Source organism: Pseudomonas oryzihabitans, from assembly GCF_006384975.1.
GTDB lineage: Bacteria > Pseudomonadota > Gammaproteobacteria > Pseudomonadales > Pseudomonadaceae > Chryseomonas > Chryseomonas psychrotolerans_B.
Map to the genome: position 1 here is coordinate 3,315,812 of NZ_CP021645.1, position 17,924 is coordinate 3,333,735.

General features: G+C 66.6%; 17 protein-coding genes. 9 read left to right on the plus strand and 8 right to left on the minus strand.

Features of this window, described 5'->3' with window-relative positions:
• The first annotated feature begins 6 nt into the window (after nucleotides 1–6).
• A complete protein-coding gene (locus CCZ28_RS14900) occupies nucleotides 7–399 on the plus strand; it encodes a Rieske (2Fe-2S) protein (RefSeq protein ID WP_140219173.1) in 393 nt (130 codons plus the stop codon).
• On the opposite strand, the gene CCZ28_RS14905 is transcribed toward CCZ28_RS14900, so the two are convergent.
• Nucleotides 394–1,716 (minus strand): Na+/H+ antiporter family protein, encoded by a 1,323-nt coding sequence (locus tag CCZ28_RS14905; RefSeq protein WP_140219175.1) that lies wholly within the window; start codon nucleotides 1,714–1,716, stop codon nucleotides 394–396. The two genes, CCZ28_RS14900 and CCZ28_RS14905, sit on opposite strands and share 6 nt — an antisense overlap.
• Before the next feature lie 311 nt (nucleotides 1,717–2,027).
• On the opposite strand from CCZ28_RS14905, the gene CCZ28_RS14910 reads away from it, so the two are divergent.
• Nucleotides 2,028–2,312 carry a hypothetical protein gene (locus tag CCZ28_RS14910; RefSeq protein WP_140219177.1) on the plus strand — a complete coding sequence of 95 codons (285 nt, stop codon included), beginning with the start codon at nucleotides 2,028–2,030 and terminating at the stop codon, nucleotides 2,310–2,312.
• A gap of 271 nt (nucleotides 2,313–2,583) precedes the next feature.
• On the opposite strand, the gene CCZ28_RS14915 is transcribed toward CCZ28_RS14910, so the two are convergent.
• The 4 genes from CCZ28_RS14915 to xylA all read right to left on the minus strand — a co-directional run bounded on the left by CCZ28_RS14915 (nucleotide 2,584) and on the right by xylA (nucleotide 7,775).
• Nucleotides 2,584–3,720: a sugar ABC transporter permease gene (locus CCZ28_RS14915; protein WP_140219179.1), complete on the minus strand. Its 1,137-nt coding sequence runs from the start codon at nucleotides 3,718–3,720 to the stop codon at nucleotides 2,584–2,586.
• Nucleotides 3,720–5,276, minus strand: coding sequence for a D-xylose ABC transporter ATP-binding protein (gene xylG, locus CCZ28_RS14920; RefSeq protein ID WP_140219181.1), 1,557 nt, complete (start codon nucleotides 5,274–5,276; stop codon nucleotides 3,720–3,722). Before xylG ends, CCZ28_RS14915 begins: the two co-directional genes overlap by 1 nt.
• Nucleotides 5,277–5,339: 63 nt before the next feature.
• Entirely contained in the window at nucleotides 5,340–6,341 is a 1,002-nt protein-coding gene (gene xylF / locus CCZ28_RS14925) for a D-xylose ABC transporter substrate-binding protein (protein ID WP_140219183.1), read from the minus strand.
• A gap of 117 nt (nucleotides 6,342–6,458) precedes the next feature.
• Complete coding sequence (xylA, locus tag CCZ28_RS14930; protein ID WP_140219185.1) at nucleotides 6,459–7,775, minus strand: xylose isomerase; 1,317 nt, start codon at nucleotides 7,773–7,775, stop codon at nucleotides 6,459–6,461.
• Nucleotides 7,776–7,960: 185 nt separating this feature from the next.
• Here xylA and CCZ28_RS14935 point away from each other — a divergent pair, with 185 nt between their 5' ends.
• On the plus strand, nucleotides 7,961–9,214 hold the full coding sequence (locus CCZ28_RS14935; RefSeq protein WP_140219187.1) for a XylR family transcriptional regulator: 1,254 nt from the start codon (nucleotides 7,961–7,963) through the stop codon (nucleotides 9,212–9,214).
• On the opposite strand, the gene CCZ28_RS14940 is transcribed toward CCZ28_RS14935, so the two are convergent.
• Nucleotides 9,196–9,726 (minus strand): Dps family protein, encoded by a 531-nt coding sequence (locus tag CCZ28_RS14940; RefSeq protein ID WP_017639603.1) that lies wholly within the window; start codon nucleotides 9,724–9,726, stop codon nucleotides 9,196–9,198. The two genes, CCZ28_RS14935 and CCZ28_RS14940, sit on opposite strands and share 19 nt — an antisense overlap.
• Nucleotides 9,727–10,099: 373 nt before the next feature.
• Between CCZ28_RS14940 and CCZ28_RS14945 the strand changes: the two genes are divergently transcribed.
• From CCZ28_RS14945 to CCZ28_RS14955, 3 genes are read left to right on the plus strand one after another with little or no spacing between them, the layout of a single operon-like run.
• Nucleotides 10,100–10,813, plus strand: coding sequence for a hypothetical protein (locus CCZ28_RS14945; protein WP_240795162.1), 714 nt, complete (start codon nucleotides 10,100–10,102; stop codon nucleotides 10,811–10,813).
• Nucleotides 10,810–11,223 (plus strand): phage holin family protein, encoded by a 414-nt coding sequence (locus tag CCZ28_RS14950; RefSeq protein WP_140219189.1) that lies wholly within the window; start codon nucleotides 10,810–10,812, stop codon nucleotides 11,221–11,223. The genes CCZ28_RS14945 and CCZ28_RS14950 overlap by 4 nt, the downstream gene beginning before the upstream one ends.
• A complete protein-coding gene (locus CCZ28_RS14955; RefSeq protein WP_140219191.1) occupies nucleotides 11,220–12,197 on the plus strand; it encodes a DUF3618 domain-containing protein in 978 nt (325 codons plus the stop codon). Before CCZ28_RS14950 ends, CCZ28_RS14955 begins: the two co-directional genes overlap by 4 nt.
• Nucleotides 12,198–12,292: 95 nt before the next feature.
• Here the strand turns inward: CCZ28_RS14955 and CCZ28_RS24460 are convergent, their stop codons facing one another.
• Together CCZ28_RS24460 and CCZ28_RS14960 are read right to left on the minus strand one after the other, a co-directional pair.
• The gene (locus CCZ28_RS24460; protein ID WP_167509245.1) at nucleotides 12,293–12,445 is read right to left on the minus strand and encodes a hypothetical protein; all 153 of its coding nucleotides are present in this window, start codon (nucleotides 12,443–12,445) and stop codon (nucleotides 12,293–12,295) included.
• Nucleotides 12,446–12,513: 68 nt separating this feature from the next.
• Nucleotides 12,514–13,494: an aldo/keto reductase gene (locus CCZ28_RS14960; protein ID WP_140219193.1), complete on the minus strand. Its 981-nt coding sequence runs from the start codon at nucleotides 13,492–13,494 to the stop codon at nucleotides 12,514–12,516.
• A 111-nt stretch (nucleotides 13,495–13,605) separates the two neighbouring features.
• Here CCZ28_RS14960 and CCZ28_RS14965 point away from each other — a divergent pair, with 111 nt between their 5' ends.
• The 3 genes from CCZ28_RS14965 (at nucleotide 13,606) to CCZ28_RS14975 (ending at nucleotide 17,825) form a co-directional block, all read left to right on the plus strand.
• Nucleotides 13,606–14,520 carry a LysR family transcriptional regulator gene (locus tag CCZ28_RS14965; RefSeq protein WP_140219195.1) on the plus strand — a complete coding sequence of 305 codons (915 nt, stop codon included), beginning with the start codon at nucleotides 13,606–13,608 and terminating at the stop codon, nucleotides 14,518–14,520.
• Nucleotides 14,521–14,592: 72 nt separating this feature from the next.
• Nucleotides 14,593–16,326, plus strand: a complete 1,734-nt coding sequence (locus CCZ28_RS14970) for an OPT/YSL family transporter (RefSeq protein ID WP_140219197.1) — start codon at nucleotides 14,593–14,595, stop codon at nucleotides 16,324–16,326.
• Between the two features lie 218 nt (nucleotides 16,327–16,544).
• A complete protein-coding gene (locus CCZ28_RS14975) occupies nucleotides 16,545–17,825 on the plus strand; it encodes an MFS transporter (RefSeq protein ID WP_140219199.1) in 1,281 nt (426 codons plus the stop codon).
• Nucleotides 17,826–17,924: the final 99 nt, after the last annotated feature.

Genomic DNA, 17,924 nt, shown 5'->3' on the forward strand with positions numbered 1-17,924 from the left:
GCGACGATGAACATCGTTCCGCGCCCCATCGTCGAGCCACTGTGCCGGCTCGACGAGCTACCGGAACGCCGCTCGCGAGGTTTCGATCCGCTCGGCGAGGGACGGGACACCCTGTTCCTGGTCCGCCTGGAGGATCGCGTCTTCGCCTGGCGCAATGCCTGTCCGCACTACGAATTCGCCCGCATGGCCTGGAAAAAGGACGAGTTCCTCAATGCCGACCACAGCCTCATCCTCTGCGGCGCCCACGGGGCGCTGTTCGACATCGTCGACGGGCACTGCGTCAAAGGTCCTTGCGAAGGCCAGCGCCTGACCGCCGTGCCCCTGGAAGTGCGTGACGGCGCCATCTATATCCTCGGTGACTACGCCCCCGGCCTGCGCAAGCACCAGCCACGCTCATAGCCACAGCACCGCCGCCCAGCCGAACACCAGCATCGGCAGGCTGAAGTGCAGGAAGGACGGCACCACGGTGTCCCAGATATGGCTGTGTTGGCCGTCCACGTTGAGCCCGGAGGTGGGGCCGAGGGTGGAATCCGAGGCCGGCGAGCCGGAATCGCCCAGGGCGCCGGCGGTGCCGATCAGGCAGACGATGGCCAGGGGCGAGAAGCCCAGGTGCAGGCACAGCGGGCCGAGGATGGCGGCGAGGATGGGTACGCTGGAGAAGGACGAGCCGATGCCCAGGGTCACCAGCATGCCCAGCAGCAGCAGCAGCAGCAGTGCGCCCAGGGCGCGGTTGTCGCCGATCAAGCCCGCGGCGCTGGCCGCCAGGTCCTTGATCTGGCCGGTGGCGGTGAGCACCTCGGCGAAGCCACCAGCGGTGAGCATGATGAAGCCGATCACCGCCATCATCTTCGCGCCCTCGCTGAACAGGTCGTCCGCCTCGCGCCAGCGCACCACTCCGGTGGCGGTGAAGACCACGAAGCCGACCAGGGCGCCGAGGATCATGGAATCCAGCCAGAGCTGCACGCCGAAGGCGGCGACCACGGCGATCAGCGCCACCGCCAGGGTGCGGCCATTGTAGGGCCGGTCGGCGCGCTCGGTGCGCGCCACCAGGCTCAGGTCATAGCGGCGTGGCCGGCGATAGCTGACGAACACCGCCAACAGCAGCCCGACCACCATGCCCAGGGCGGGCAGGAACATGGCGCGGCTGGGGTCCACCCCGCTCACGTCCACCCCGGCACGCGAGACGCTGGCCAAGAGGATGTCGTGCAGGTAGAGGCTGCCGAAGCCCACCGGCAGGAACATGTAGGGGGCGATCAGGCCGAAGGTCATGACGCAGGACAGCCGCCGTCGATCCAGCTCCAGGCGCGTCAGCACATAGAGCAGCGGCGGCACCAGCAGCGGGATGAAGGCGATGTGGATGGGCAGGATGTTTTGCGAGGCGATGGACACCGCCAAGAGCAACCCGAGCAGGGCCCAGCGCAACGAACGGCCATCCTGGGCGGCCTGCCGCTCCATCAGCGCCAGCGCCCGGTCGGCCAGCATATGGGCCAGCCCCGACTGGCTGATGGCCACGGCGAAGGCGCCCAGCAGCGCATAGGAAAGCGCCACCTTGGCGCCGTTACCCAGGCCGGCGTTGAAGGCCAGCAGGGTGCCCTCCAGCCCGAGCCCGCCCACCAACCCGCCAGCGACCGCACCGGCGATCATCGCCACCACCACATGTACCCGGGACAGACTCAGCACCAGCATGAGCCCCACCGCTACCACCACCGCATTCATCACCGACTCCGCACCACAAAAGGGCGCGCACTCTGCCGCAGCCGGCTACGGGCGTCAAAGGCAGAGGATGGATGGGCGGTGGATTGGCTTTATCCACAGCAGGCCGAGTGATGCGGGGGTGGAAAAGCCAGCGACAGCCAACGGAGTGGGCATCCGCACAGACCCTCCCTCTGGCTCCAAGCGAGATCGCGACGGGCTTCCCCCATCTATAGAAAGGAATCGCGACCTTATAGCCAATTCGTACTGAACCTTCCGGGCCGCGAAGGCGTCTGACTCGGACCTTTCAAGGTCATGACAAGGATGACTTGCCCATGGAACATGCCATCGATGAGCTGATCACCGCCTTCAGCCCACATTCCTGCCTGGCCGTTCCCCGACGCGCCGACCGGACCCTGTTGTTCACCATCACCGATACCGCCCGTGCGATCACGGTGACCAAGGCCATCCCCTTGTGCAGCCTCGAATGCAAGACCTCTCTGGCCACGGTGATCAAGGATCTGCAACGCGACCTGGATCGAGCAGCAGGCGCCCTGAGTAGCGAAAGTCTCGCCGACCTACGCCAACGCGGCCCACGGGTGCAGCGGTTCGATATCTGAGGGCGCTTTGGCGAAGGGGTTGGGAAACGCGGTGGTTTTCTAGGGACAGGGTCTGATCGCGGCCATGGCGGTCCGCCGATGCGGCCGCTCCTACGGGACATTGTAGAAGCAACTGTCTTGATCGCGTATCGCGGCCATGGGCCGCTCCTACAATGGCATCTGTGCCAGTAGGAGCGGCCCATGGCCGCGATTGCCGCTGCTAACCAGGCTCCCTCACCCCTGCCCTCTCCCAAAGGGAGAGGGGGCGGTCAGGCGCGGTGGATAAGTCCGATCAGCGCCGCCCCGTCCGGGTACTGACGTCTACCCAGACGGCCAGGACCAGGATGCCGCCCTTGACGATCATCTGCCAGTAGCTGTCCACATCGAGCATGGACATGCCGTTATCCAGGCTGGCGATCACCAGGGCGCCGAGCAGGGCGCCGTAGACGGTGCCGGAGCCGCCGCGCATGGAGGTGCCGCCGATGAAGCAGGCGGCGATGGCGTCCAGTTCGCCCATGGTGCCGGCCGAGGGCGAGCCGGCGGCCAGGCGGGCGGTGTTGACCAGGCCGGCCAGGGCGCACATCACGCCCATGAGGCCGAAGATGCCCAGCTTGATCGCCTGGACGTTGATGCCCGACAGCCGGGTGGCTTCCAGGTTGCTGCCCACCGCATAGATACGCCGGCCGAACACCGTCTGGCTGGTGATGTAGCTGAACACCCCCAGCAGCACCAGCAGGATCAGCACCGGCACCGGGATGCCATCGTAGCGGTTGAGGGTCTGGATGAACGCGGCCAGCACCACCCCGATCACCGCCACCCGCAGCACGTCGCGCCACAGCGGCGCCAGGGCGAGGTCCAGGGCCTTGCGCTTGCTGCGCTGGCGCCAGGTGAGGACGATGGCCAGGCCGAACAGCAGCACGCCCAGGGCGCTGCCCACGGCCGGCGGCAGATAGCCCTGGCCGAGGTAGACCAGTTCCGGCGACACCGGGGCGACGGTGACGCCGCCGGTGAGTCCGAGCAGCACGCCGCGAAAGGCCAGCATGCCGCCGAGACCGACGATAAAGGACGGTATCCCCCGATAGGCACTCAGGTAGCCGTTGATCAGGCCGATCAGCAGCCCACCGGCGGCCACCGCCAGTAGGGTGATCGGCAGGGGCACGTGGTAGGTGACGTCGAGTATCGCGGCCACACCGCCGAGCAGGCCCAGCTGCGAGCCGACCGAGAGGTCGATCTCGCCGGCGATGATCACCAGCACCATGCCGCAGGCGAGGATGCCGGTGATGGACATCTGCCGCAGCAGGTTGGAGAGGTTGCGCGGGGTGACGAAACCGCCCTCGGTCTGCCAGCTGAAGAACAGCCAGATCAGGGCCACGGCGATCAGCAGGGCGAGCATCTTGTAACGAGTGAACAGCTGTTTCACGGCGTGCATCAGAAGTGCTCCCGGGCTTGGGCGACCGCCCGTTCGGTGGTGCCCAGGGCGGCGGCCAGTACGCGCTCCTGGGTCAGGTTCTCGTTGGGGAAATCGCCGCGCAGCCGGCCTTCGCCGAGCACCAGCACCCGGTCGGAGACGCCGAGCACCTCGGCCAGCTCCGAGGAGACCATGACGATGGCCACACCCTCGGCAGCCAGCAGGCCGATCAGGCGATAGATCTCGTACTTGGCACCGACGTCGACGCCCCGGGTGGGCTCGTCGAGGATCAGCACCTTGGGCCGCGCCAGCAGCATCTTGGAGAGCACCGCCTTCTGCTGGTTACCCCCGGAGAGACCGGTGATGGGCAGGAAGGGGCTGCTGGTCTTGAGTTGCAGCCGGGCGATCTCGGTGTCGATGCAGGACAGTTCCGCCTCGCCGTCGATGCGGCTCAGGTGGGCGAATCTATCCAGCACCGTGAGGGTGATGTTCGAGCCCACGCCGAGGTCGGGAATGATGCCCTGCCGCTTGCGATCCTCCGGCACCAGGCAGAGACCGGCGCGAATGGACCTCAGCGGCGTGCGGGTGTCGATGCGCTGGCCGTTGAGCCAGACCTCGCCCTCGTAGCGGCCGTCGTAGGCGCCGAAGATGGCCGAGACCAGCTCGGTGCGCCCGGCGCCCACCAATCCGGCGATGCCGAGGATCTCGCCGGCGCGCACGGCGAAGGAGACGTCATCGACTCTCTTGCGCTGGGGGTTGTCGACGTCCAGGCAGGTGAAGTGGCGCGCCTCGAAGATCACCTCGCCGATCTCGTGGGGGATCTGCGGATAGAGGTTGGTCATGGCGCGGCCGACCATCTGAGTGATGATACGGTCGATGTCCATCTCGGCCATCGGCGTGGTGGCGATGTGCTTGCCATCGCGGATCACCGTGATGGTGTCGCAGATGGCCGCCACCTCGTCGAGCTTGTGCGAGATGTAGACGCAGGCCACCCCTTGCGCCTTGAGGTCGCGGATGATGTCCAGCAGCACGGCGATCTCGGAGGTGGTGAGCGCCGAGGTCGGTTCGTCGAGGATCAACAGCCGGGCGTTCTTGTTCAGCGCCTTGGCGATCTCCACCAGTTGCTGCAGGCCGCCACCGTATTGGGATACCGGCAGAGCCACGTTCATGTCCGGCACCTTGAGCCGACGCATCAGCTCGGCCGAGCGCTGCAGCATGGTGGGGTAGTCCAGCCGGCCGCCGAAACGGCGCGGCTCGTGGCCCATGAAGATGTTCTCGGCCACGGAAAGATCGGGTACCAGAGTCAGTTCCTGGTGGATGATGACGATGCCGGCCGCCTCGGACTCGGCGATGGAATGGGCTTCCAGGGGCCGCCCGTCCCAGCGGATCTCGCCTTCCCAGGTACCGTGGGGATAGACCGCCGAGAGCACCTTCATCAGGGTGGACTTGCCGGCGCCGTTCTCGCCGCACAGCCCTACGCATTCGCCCGGACGCACCTTGAGATCGATGCCGTCCAACGCCCGCACCCCGCCGAAGCTCTTGGCGATGCCGTGCATTTCCAACAGATAGTCGGCCATGGCCGCTCCTCGCCCAGAAGCCGCCCGACGCGAGGCGTCAGGCGGCCAGCCGGTGACCAGTGGTTATTTGCCGTCGATCTGGGCCTGGGTGTAGAAGCCGTCCTTGACCAGCAACTCGACGTTGTCCTTGGTCAGCTCGGTCGGCGTGAGCAGCACGGTGTCGACCTTCTTGGTGCCGTTGTCGTAGGTGGAATTGAAGCCCGGCTTCTCGCCGCGCACCAGTTGCACCGACAGCTTGGCCGCCTCGGAGGCGATCAGCTTGAGCGGCTTGTAGACGGTCATGGTCTGGGTGCCGGCGATCACCCGCTTGATGGCGGCGAGGTCGGCGTCCTGGCCGGACACGGCGACCTTGCCGGCCAGCTTCTGCGCGGCCAGGGCCTGGATGGCGCCGCCCGCGGTGGCGTCGTTGGAGGCGACGATGCCGTCGATCTTGTTGTCGTTGGCGGTCAGAGCGTTCTCGACGATGGCCAGGGCCTCGGTCGGGTTCCACTCCTTCACCCACTGCTGGCCAACGATCTTGACGTCGCCCTTGTCGATGGCCGGCTGCAGGACCTTCATCTGGCCCTGGCGGAGGATCTTGGCGTTGTTGTCGGTGGGGGCGCCGCCGAGCAGGAAGTAATTGCCCTTGGGCTGGGCCTTGAGCACGCCACCCGCCTGCATCTCGCCGACCTTCTCGTTATCGAAGGAGATATAGGCGTCGATGTCGGCGTTGAGGATCAGGCGGTCGTAGGAGATCACCTTGACCCCGGCCTTCTTGGCCTCGGCCACCACGTTGTTCAGCACCGTGGCGTTGAAGGGCACGATGACGATGGCGTCCACCCCGCGCGAGATCAGGTTCTCGATCTGCGACAGCTGGCGCTGCTCGTTGGCATCGGCGGATTGCACATAGACCTTGGCACCGAGTTGCTCGGCGGCGGCGACGAAATAGTCGCGGTCACGGGCCCAGCGCTCCAGGCGCAGGTCGTCGATGGAGAAACCGATCTTGGGATGCTGGGCGTCGGCCTGGGCGAAACCGGTGGTGCAGAGGGCGAGCAGACCTGCGAGCAGGGTGGTCTTGAAGTTCATGATTGCGTCCTTCGTTATTGTTGTTGTGGAGCGGTGAAACGGCTCTGAGTGTAACGATTCAGCAGTGTTGTACAAGCGGGCCAGAACGGCTTTTTTGTGCTGGCCCGCTCAATGGCCTCAACGGTAGAGGTAGCGGTTGACGATGCCTTCGAGCAATTCCTGGCGACCGCTCACCGGCTGGGGCGCAAGCCCCTGGGTGAAGGTGTGCTCGGCCAGTTGCGCAAGGTTCAGTTGGCCCGCGAGGATGCGCTGGCCCAGGGCCTGGTCCCAACCGGCATAGCGCTCGGCCTTGAACTTGCCCAGCGGGTCGTCCTGCAGCAGCGCCGCGGCGCGCTCCAGCGACAACGCCAGGGTGTCCATGGCGGCCACGTGGCCATGGAACAGATCCACCTCGTCCAGGCTCTGGCGCCGCACCTTGGCATCGAAGTTGAAGCCGCCGCGGGTGAAGCCGCCGCCCTTGAGGATCTCGTAGATCGCCAGGGTCATTTCCTCGACGCTGTTGGGGAACTGGTCGGTGTCCCAGCCGTTCTGCGGATCGCCGCGGTTGGCGTCGATGCTGCCGAACACCCCCAGGGCCACGGCGCTGGCGATCTCGTGCTGGAAGCTGTGGCCGGCCAGGGTGGCGTGGTTGGCCTCGATGTTGACCTTGATCTCCTTCTCCAGCCCGAATTGCTGCAGAAAGCCGAAGACGGTGGCCACGTCGTAGTCGTATTGGTGCTTGGTCGGCTCCTGGGGCTTGGGCTCGATCAGCAGGTCGCCCTGGAAGCCGATGCGGTGCTTGTGTTCCACCACCAGTTGCATGAAGCGACCCAGTTGTTCGCGCTCGCGCTTGAGGTCGGTGTTGAGCAGCGTCTCGTAACCTTCGCGACCGCCCCAGAGCACATAGTTCTCGCCGCCCAGGCGGTGGGTGGCGTTCATCGCCGTGCAGACCTGGGTGGCAGCGCAGGCGAAGATCTCGGGATTGGGATTGGTAGCGGCGCCGGCCGCGTAGCGCGGGTGGCTGAAGCAGTTGGCGGTACCCCACAGCAGCTTGACGCCGGTCTCGCTCTGGTGGTGCTCCAGCTCGTCCACCAGGCGGGCGAAGTTCTCACGGTATTCGGCGAAGCTGGCACCCTCGGGGGCGACGTCGGTGTCGTGGAAGCAGTAGTAGTCGACGCCCAGCTTGCTGAAGAATTCGAAGGCGGCGGCGGCCTTGGCGCGCGCCTGATCGAGGGGCTCGCCGGCGGCCTGCCAGGGACGCTGGAAGGTGCCCTGGCCGAAGACATCGCTACCCGGCCAGACGAAGGTGTGCCAGTAGCAGACGGCCATGCGCAGGTGTTCGCGCATCGGCTTGCCGAGCACCAGGCGGTCGGCTTCGTAGTGGCGGAAGGCGAACGGGGAATCGCTGTCGGGACCGGCGTAGCGGACCTTGTCGACGTTCGGGAAGTAAGGCATCGCGTTGTCCTTGTTCTTATCGTTCGCACCCGGCACGGCGTGCCGGCTTGCCCTGATGGTAGCGCCGCCACCTGGGCTGCCTATTGTGAAAATCACCAGAGCGGAGTGCGATTTTGCCGCTTGAGCGGTGCCGGCCAGGGTCGTAGTCTGATATCTCTCTTCGTGCGTTCCGCCGGAAGCCCGCCATGCCCAGCCAGCCGCCCGTTCATCGTGTCGCCCTGCTGTTCAACGGCAGCAAGATCTATGACCGCGGCATCCTCGCGGGCATCGGCAACTACCTGAGCGGCACCCGGGCACGCTGGGACCTGTTTCTCGAAGAGGATTTCCTCTGCCGCCTCAAGGGCATCGAGCGCTGGCAGGGCGATGGCATCATCGCCGACTTCGACGACCCTGCGGTAAGCGACGCCCTGGCCAACAGCGCGCTGCCGGTAATCGCGGTGGGCGGCTCCTATGCGGAGGCGGCCAACTACCCGCCGGGCATTCCCTATGTGGCCACCGACAATGCCGCCCTGGTGCGCTTGGCCTATGACCATCTGATCGAGTCGGGGCTGACCCGCTTCGCCTGTTTCAGCCTTCCAGCCGCCGACACCAATCGCTGGGCCGGCGAACGCGAGGCCGCCTTCGCCGCCCTGCTCCGCCGCGACGGCCTGCCCGTGGAGATCTATCGCGGGCTGGAGACCAGCGCGCCGCTGTGGGACACCGCCGTGGAACAGCTGATCGCCTGGCTGCACGGCCTGCCCAAACCGGTGGGCATCCTCGCCGTCACCGACGCCCGGGCGCGGCAACTCTTGCAGGCCTGCCTCACCGCCGGCATTTCGGTGCCGGAACAGGTGGCGTTGATCGGCATCGACAACGATCCCCTGGCCCGCACCCTGACCCGGGTGCCCCTGAGTTCGGTGATCCAGGGTACCGAAGCCATAGGGCGCGAGGCAGCGCGGCTGTTGCACCAGCGGCTGCATGGTGTGGAGCTGGGCGCGCCGCGGGTGCTGATCCCGCCGGAAGGCATCAATGTCCAGGCGTCCAGCCGGCACCAGGCGGTGCGTCATCCGCAGGTGATGCGCGCCCTGCATTTCATCCGCCAATACGCCTGCCAGGGCATCAAGACCGCCCAGGTGGCCAGCTACGTGGGCATCTCCCGTTCGGCGCTGGAGACTTCCTTCCGCCGCGAGCTGGGCCGCAGCCTGCACGACGAGATCCTTGGCTTCAAACTGGCCGCGGCGGCCCAGGCCCTGCAGGAAGGCGCGCCGAGCCTTGCGGACGTCGCCCGCCGTTGCGGCTTCACCTCGGCGCAGTACCTGCACGCGGTGTTCCGTCGTGAATTCGGCTGCACGCCGCGGCAATACCAGTCGAATCCCAGGCCCCTGGCGAGCGCCCATGAAAAAGCCCGTCCGGAGACGGGCTTTCAGGCAGCGACCGTGGCTTATTTACCGACGGTCTGACCCAGGAACCAGGCACGCTCTTCGGCTTGGTCGATCCACTCTTCCAGCAGGCTGGTGGTGGAGACGTCGTTGGCGTCGTCGGTCAGGGTGTGGGTGGTGCGCATGTAGGCGGCCAGCGACTGGTTGTCGTCATGCAGCTCGGTCAGCATCTGGTCGGCCGACAGGTCGGTGGCGTCGCTGCTGGCCAGGCGCTTGAGCTGCACCATCTGCTCCAGGGAGCGTACGGTGGGCTGGCCGATCTTGCGCGCGCGCTCGGCGATCAGGTCGGTGATGCCATACAGCTGGGTGGCTTGTTCTTCCAGCAGCAGGTGGTAGTCGCGGAAATGCGAGCCCTTCATGTGCCAGTGGTAGTTCTTGGTCTTGATGTACAGCGCGAAGACATCGGACAGCAGCACGGCCAGGGCTTCGCCTACCGCCTGCTGGTTTTGCAGGGTGGCGTCCTCGCCCTGATGGGCCTTCTGCTTGACGCTGGAAACGGTCTTCAGTTCTTGCTTGGCATTGGCAACGGCCATGAGAGATCTCCTGTCATTCTGACGTGAGTTGAAGAGGTAGGTCCGCACTCGGCGAACGTCAACGTCTGTAGGAATCGACCGCACCGGGCGAAAAAACGTTCATCGAATTTCCATATCGCCACCATGGCCAAGACGAATGGTCGCCAGCGTTGCGATTGCGTTTCATTGCCCGTCCTAGAGGCTGCGCCGCTCCCTGGCCGTCTCGCTTGTAGCTAACCCTGTAGGTAAAACCGTTTGTCAGTTCCAGCGACAAACCGATGCCGCTGCCGAACCGTCGCTCGCTCACCTCGGTCACCTAAAAGGCAAGGCACACGAACGGTCGCCAAGAGTTTTCTGTCGGCCACGACAAGGTTCTGCACACAGGTACAAGCGTATGACGACGCCCACTGATCCCGCCCAGGGACATCCCTCGCAGACCAAGGACGGTTCCGCGGCAGAGGCCCATCTGCACGATTTGAAAGAGGTCGCCCGGGACACGGTGCAAGACGCCAAGCAAGAAGGCGCCGCGCACTATGAACACTATCGCGACACCGCCGCCGACCAGCTCGGCGCCATCGCCCAGAGTGCCCAGGCAGCCGCTGACGAACTCGAAGACAAGAACACCCTGGGGCTGGCGCACTATGTCAGCGACATGGCGCAGAGCCTGACCGGTCTGGCCGAGGATTTGCGCGGCAAGAGCGCCGAACAGCTGCTGCACCAGGCCGGTACCTTGGCGCGGGACAATCCGGCGCTTTTCCTCACCGGCAGCATCGCCATCGGCTTCGGCCTATCGCGCTTTCTCAAGGCGTCCAGCCAGGCGGATACCGGCAGTACCGCGCAGCACAGCGGTGCGGACGAGCTGCCCACGCTGACCACCCCCTCGGTAGCGGCGGAAAACGAATTGGTGGAGCCGGCGGCCGGGGCCGACGTCATCCACACCAACGCCATTCCCAAGGGACCCGACGTCCATACGCCGACCACCACACGTAGCGGCGATCCCATCGGCGGCGCGGCGATCAATCCGGCCCGTAGCGACAGCACCCTCAATACCGGCACCTCATCCAGCCAGTTGGATCGACCCACCCTGAGCGGAGGCAAGCAGCCATGATCAACGAGAATCCCACTCCGCGTCCCAGCGAGGGCGATACCTCGGTGGTCGGCCTGGTCAAGCAGCTGGTCCAGGAAGTCCCGGCGCTGTTCACCAAGGAACTGGCCCTGGCCAAGGCCGAACTGGGCGAATCCCTGCGCACCACCAAGGCCGGCGTCGCCGGCGTGGCAGCTGGCGCCATCGTGTTGCTGGCCGGCTTCATCGTGCTGCTCATGGGCGTGGTCTATTTCCTCTCCCAGTACCTCACGCCCTGGGCCGCCGCCCTGCTGGTGGGCGCCGTGGTCATGGTGATCGGCTTCATCATGCTGCAGTCGGGCAAGAAGCAATTCGAGCCGTCCCACTTCACGCCTGACCGCACCGTCAACAGCCTGCAGAAGGACAAGGACGCCGTACGGAGAGCCGCACAATGAGCATCACCGATCAGATCGACGCGGAGTCCCGCAAGAATCCCGAAGAACTCGAGCGCGAGATCGACCAGAAGCGCGAGCGCATCGAAGACCTGGTGGGCGCGCTGGAAAGCCGCCTGTCGCCCGGCCAGCTGTTCGACCAGGCGCTCTCCTATACCAAGGGCCACAGTGGCGAATTCGCCCACAACCTGGGCACTACCCTCAAGGCCAATCCGGTGCCCGCGGTGCTGACCTCGGTCGGCCTGCTGTGGCTGGCACTCGGGCAGAATCGCACGCCGGCACCGGCCACGGCGGGCAGTCCGCTGAAGGACAAGCTGGCGGGCGCCCTGGATTCGGTGACCAGCAGCGCAGGCCATACCCGCGACTCACTGAACCGGGGCAGTCACGATGTCCGTGACAAGGTGACCGGCCTGGGCGATACCGTCTCGGCCAAGGCCTCGCAGACCGGCGAGCGGCTGAGCGATACCGCCGCCCAGGCCAAGGACACCCTGACCGACCAGGCGCAGCAACTCAAGGGCAGCTTCGACACCCTGCTGCGCGAACAGCCGCTGGTGGTCGGTGCCCTGGGCATCGCCCTCGGCGCCTTGCTCGGCGCCGCGCTGCCGCGGACCCAGACCGAGGATCGCGCCCTCGGCAAGCACAGCGACAAGCTGACCGCCAAGGCCAAGCAGGTAGCCAGCAGCGGCTACGAGCAAGTCAAGGCGGCTGGACAGGATGTGGCGAAGGAAGCACGCCCGGCCAGCCCTGACAGTGGCAGCCAGCAGGCGGGTACGGGGACTGCGCCCAGAAACCTGGGCAACGATCCCGATGCCGGGGTCGAGTCCATGGCGGGCTCGCCGAGGGCAGGCACCGGCAGCACACTCGGCGCCACCCAGGCAACCACGGGCATGAATGTCGGCCGTACCGCAGCCAACGGTAATACCCCTGGCGCGGTAGGTGACGAGAGTGGCATGGCCACCCCGCCGCGCAACTTCTAGCCAGGCGGACCGCCGGGGTCAGCCGCTGACTCCGGCCCATAAAGCAAAGGCGCCCGGATTTGCACTAGGGCGCCTTTGCTTGTTTCAGTGCCGCCTTAGTAACCCGGATCCGGATTCTCCTTGGGTTGCTCGGGTCGCTTGTCGTTCTGCGGACGCTGCTCTTCGCCGCCCTGGTTGAGTTCCTTGTGGGTCTCGCCGACCTTGCCGGCATTTTCCGGCTTGTGGTCGAGATCTTCGCGCTTGGCCATGATCCTCACCTCTTGTGGCTGAGTAGCTTAGGCAACGCGGCGGGGCCAGGGTGCCCCGGCCGCACCGATCAACGCAGGGGCGGCGCCATGAACTCGGGCCCCACCGGGTCCTTGACGTGTTCGGCGAGGATGGCATCGATGGCCGTCAGGTCTTCCCTGCTCAGGCGCCAGCCGAAAGCCTCGTCCAGGCCCTGCAACTGCTCGGGCTTGCGCGCCCCCCAGAGGGCGATGGTCGGCCCCTGGTCGAGAATCCAGCGGATGGCCAGGGCCAGTACCGACTTGCCGTGCCGTTCGCGGGCGAAGGCGGTCAGGGCGTCCACCGCCGCCAGATACTGGGCGAAGCGCGGCGCCTGGAACTTGGGATCGCCCTGGCGCAGGTCGTCGCCCTCGAAGCGGGTATCGGCGTTCATCCGCCCGGACAGCAGGCCACGGCAGAGGGCGCCATAGGCCAGCACCACCAGGCCGTGACGCTGGGCATAGGGCAGCACATCGGCTTCGATGGCGCGCTCGAACAGGTTGTAGGGCGGCTGCACGCTGGAAAGATTGGCGAACTGGCGGAAGGCTTCCAACTGCTCGGGCGAGTAGTTGCTCACGCCGATGGCGAGGATCTTGCCCGCCTGTTGCTGCCGCTCCAGTTCGCGGGCGGTTTCTTCGTGGGGCACCTGGGGATCGGGCCAGTGCACCTGATAGAGATCGATGCGATCAGTACGCAGGCGGCGCAGAGAATCCTCCAGCTCCTGGCGGATACGCGCGGCGCTGGCGTTGCGGCGGACCTGCTCGCCCGGCCACTCCAGGGCGACCTTGGTAGCGATCACCGCCTGGTCGCGGATGCCTTCCAGGGCCTTGCCGACGATCTCCTCGGAGCGGCCGAAGCCGTATACCGGGGCGGTGTCGATGAGGTTGATGCCGCCTTGCACGGCGCCGCGGATGGTCTCGATGGAACGGGCTTCGTCGGTACCGCCCCACATCCAGCCACCGATGGCCCAGGTACCGAGGCCGATGCGGGAAACGGGGGTATCGATACCCGGGATACGCAGGGTTTCACTCATAGAATCTCCAGGCGAAGACGCCAGTCGGAAGGGTTAGCCTTGTGAGGCTAATTCAAAAAGCGTTGAATAGGGCTCAACGAACGCTTGACCCTTATCGCGCGAGGAGTGCCCGTGCCCACCTTGAATCGCGGCGAATTGGCCGACCTCAACGTCTTCGTCGCCCTGGTCCGCCGGCGCAGTTTCCGCCAGGCCGCCATCGAGCTAGGCGTCACCACCTCGGCACTGAGCCATGCCCTGCGGCAATTGGAGACGCGCCTGGGGGTCAAGCTGCTCAATCGTACCAGCCGCTCGGTGGTGCCGACCCTGGCCGGCGCGGCGCTGGCGGAAAAGCTCGAACAGGGCTTCGCCCTCATCGGCGAGGCCCTGGGCGAGCTGGATCTGCACCGCGACGCCCCGGTGGGCCGGCTGCGCCTGAGCGTACCGCGCGATGCGGCGCGGCTGCTGGTGACCCCCACGCTGCCTCGCCTGCTGGCCGACTACCCGCAGTTGCAACTGGACATCAGCGTCGAAGACCGCCCGGTGGATATCGTCGCCGACGGCCTCGATGCCGGCATCCGCTACGGCGATACCGTGCCCCAGGACATGGTCGCCCTGCCACTCACCGACGAACTGCGCTGGGTGGTGGTGGGCGCCCCCGCCTACCTGGCCCGCCACGGGCGCCCGGAGCACCCGGAGGACCTGGCTCGGCATCACTGCATACGCCTACGCCTGGGCAACGGCGCCCTCTATCGCTGGGAACTGGGCAGCGGCGCCACGACCCGGGTGCTCGACGTGCCGGGCCCGCTCACCGTCAACGAGACCGAGACCTCGATCCAGGCCGCCCTGGATGGCCTGGGGTTGGCCTATTGCCTGGAGTGGCGGGTGGCCGAGGAGCTGCGCGACGGCCGCCTGGAACAGCTGCTGCCGGCCTGGGCCTCGCCCGGCGCGCCGCTGTGCATCTACTACCCCAGCCGGCGCCAGCCGCCGCCAGGCTTGCGCCAACTGATCGAGGCCCTGCGCCAGAGCTGGGCGCAGACGAAGCCCTGAGTCGGCGAACCAACCGGCATACGAGCGGGTCCCCTGACGACGCCCGTCGTTTCCGTGACCGAGGAGCCGCTTTTGTCCGACGCCACCGCCGCCCCGTCCGCTCTGCCGCTACCCGTGGAGCGCGAACTCAGTCCCCGCGCCCTGCTCACCGGTGCCCTGCTGGGTATCCTGCTGACCCCGGCGAACGTCTATGCCGGCCTCAAGATCGGCTGGTCGTTCAATATGTCGATCATCGCCCTGCTGGTGAGCTACGGCCTCTGGCACCGTCTGGGCCGGCGGCTTGGACAACCGGGTTGGACGCTGCACGAGAGCAATATCAACCAGACCGTGGCCTCGGCGGCGGCGAGCATCGTTTCCGGCGGCCTGGTGGCGCCCATCCCGGCCTATACCCTGTTGACCGGCCAGGAGCTGCCCACCCTGCCGCTGATGGGCTGGGTATTCGCCGTGAGCTTTCTCGGCATCTGGGTGGCCTGGTATCTCCGGCCGTTGCTGCTGGCCGATGCCAGCCTGACCTTTCCCGAGGGCCTGGCCACCCTGGAGGCACTGCGCCAGGTCTATGCCAGTGGCGCCGAGGCCCTGGCCCGGCTGCGGGTACTGCTCGGCGCCCTGGCGCTGTCGGCGATCGTCAAGCTGGTGGACAGCTTCGCCTGGGCGCTGCCACGGGTGGCGCCCTCGCCGGCCCTGGAGCGATTGACCTTCAGCTTCGATCCCTCCCTGCTGCTGCTCGGCTTCGGCGGCATTATCGGCCTGCGGGTCGGTCTCTCCCTCCTACTTGGCACCCTGCTGGCCTGGGCGGGGCTGGCGCCCTGGCTGCTGGCCAGCGGGATCGCCCAACTGCCTGCGGATGCCAGCGGCCCGCAGTACGGGGTGCTGGTGCAATGGCTGCTGTGGCCGGGGGTGAGCCTGATGGTCAGCGCCACCCTGGCCTCGCTGGCAGTGCGCCTGGCTACCCTGCCGCGCGGTGAACGTCACCGCCAGGGCTGGCGGCGGCCACGCGTCTGGCCGCTGATCCTGCTGCTGGTGGCGAGCCTGCTGGTGGTGCTGCTGCAGGTCCGCCTGTTCGGGATCGATCCCTGGCTCGCCCTGGTGGCCATCCCCCTGGCGATCTTTCTCGCCGCCATGGCCGCGCGGGTGGTGGGCGCTACCGGCATCCCGCCCATCGGCGCCATCGGCCAGCTCTCGCAACTGACCTTCGGCCTGGCCGCGCCGGGCCAGGTCAACATCAACCTGATGGGCGCCAATACCGCCGGCGGCGCGGCCGGCCAGAGCACCGACCTGATGAACGACTTCAAAGTCGGCAAGGCCATCGGCGCCACCCCGGCCAAGCAGGTGGTCGCCCAATGCCTGGGCATCGCCCTGGGCGCGGTGGCCGGGGTGCTCACCTACCGGCTGCTGATTCCCGATCCCCAGGCGCTCTTGCTCAGCGCCGCTTGGCCGGCCCCGGCGGTGGCCCAGTGGAAGGCGGTGGCGGAAACCCTGACCCAAGGTCTGGGCGCGCTGGACGCGGCGATGCGCCTGGGCATCCTCTGCGGCGCCCTGGCCGGCCTGCTGCTGGGCCTGGCCGAGGCGCTGCTGGCCCCGCGCCGGGCACTCTGGCTGCCCAGTTCGGCGGCGCTGGGGCTGGCGTTCATCCTGCCGGCGTCGGTGTCCCTGATGATGACCCTGGGCGCCCTGCTCACGGCCCTGGTGCGCTGGCGCCGGCCACGCCTGGCCGAGCGCTTCGCCCTGGCCGCTGCCGCCGGGCTGATCGCCGGGGAAAGTCTGGCCGGGGTCGGGGCTGCCTTCTGGCAAATGCTCAATTCTTGAGCTGCGACATCTTGTCAACTGGACAATAATTTCCAGACGTAATGACGCGAACCTTTCATCAACCTTTCAAATCCAGTAATTTCGCGGGTTTTGGTCCGAATCAGCTTGCCAGCACAGTTTTGCAACACATAAGGTTACAAATAGTGCGACCCACCCATAGAGGTCTGGGCGCCTTGCGCGAGCTGTCTCCATAACAAACCCAATCCGAGCTAGCACTGATGGCCACCACCTCGAAAGCCAAATCCATCTTCCGCGTCGTCAGCGGAAACTTCCTCGAAATGTACGACTTCATGGTGTATGGCTTCTATGCCACGGCCATCGCCAAGACGTTCTTTCCCGGTGACGACGCCTTCGCCTCCCTGATGCTGTCGCTGGCCACCTTCGGTGCCGGCTTCCTGATGCGTCCCCTGGGGGCGATCTTCCTCGGCGCCTACATCGACAAGCACGGCCGTCGCCATGGCCTGATCGTGACCCTGGCACTGATGGCCATGGGTACCCTGCTGATCGCCGTGGTGCCCGGCTATGCCACCCTGGGCGTGGCCGCGCCGATCCTGGTGTTGATCGGTCGCCTGCTGCAGGGCTTCTCCGCCGGCGTCGAGCTGGGCGGAGTATCCGTCTACCTGTCGGAAATCGCCACCCCCGGTCGCAAGGGCTTCTTCGTCTCCTGGCAATCCGCCAGCCAGCAGGTCGCGGTGGTCTTCGCCGGCGTGCTGGGCGCCCTGCTCAACCACTGGCTGTCGCCCGCCGAGATGGGTGAATGGGGCTGGCGCATCCCCTTCCTGATCGGCTGCCTGATCGTGCCCTTCCTGTTCATCATCCGCCGCTCCCTGGAAGAAAGCCCGGAGTTCGAGGCGCGCAAGCAGCGTCCGACCTTCCGCGAGACCATGGCCTCCATCGGCCAGAACTTCGGCACCGTGCTGGCCGGCGTGGCCATGGTCTCCATGACCACCGCCTCCTTCTACCTGATCACCGCCTACACCCCCACCTTCGGCCGCCACGAACTGAACCTGACCGCTCTGGACAGCCTGATCGTCACCGCCTGCGTGGGTGTCTCCAACTTCATCTGGCTGCCGGTGATGGGCGCCCTGAGCGATCGCGTCGGCCGTCGCCCGCTACTGATCTTCGCCACCGTGCTGGCCATCCTCAGTGCCTACCCGGCGATGATCTGGCTGACCAACGAGCCCAGCTTCGGTCGTCTGCTGCTGGTCGAGCTGTGGCTGTCGTTCCTCTACGGCACCTACAACGGCGGCATGGTGGTGGCCCTGACCGAGATCATGCCGGTCCACGTCCGCACCACCGGTTTCTCCCTGGCCTACAGCCTGGCCACCGCGACCTTCGGCGGCTTCACCCCGATGATCTGCACCTGGCTGATCCAGGAAACCGGCAACAAGGCCGCCCCCGGCATGTGGCTGACCCTGGCCGCCGTGCTGGGCCTGGTCGCCACCCTGACCCTGTTCCGTGGCAAGAGCCACGGCCAGCTCAAGCCTGCCACCGCCTGACGCTGTCTCCGGGGCGGCCGCTCGCGCCGCCCTGGGAACGCTCGAAGCCGCTTCCTAGACACAGTTTGTAACCTCACCCTGCTAGGGTCACCACGAACG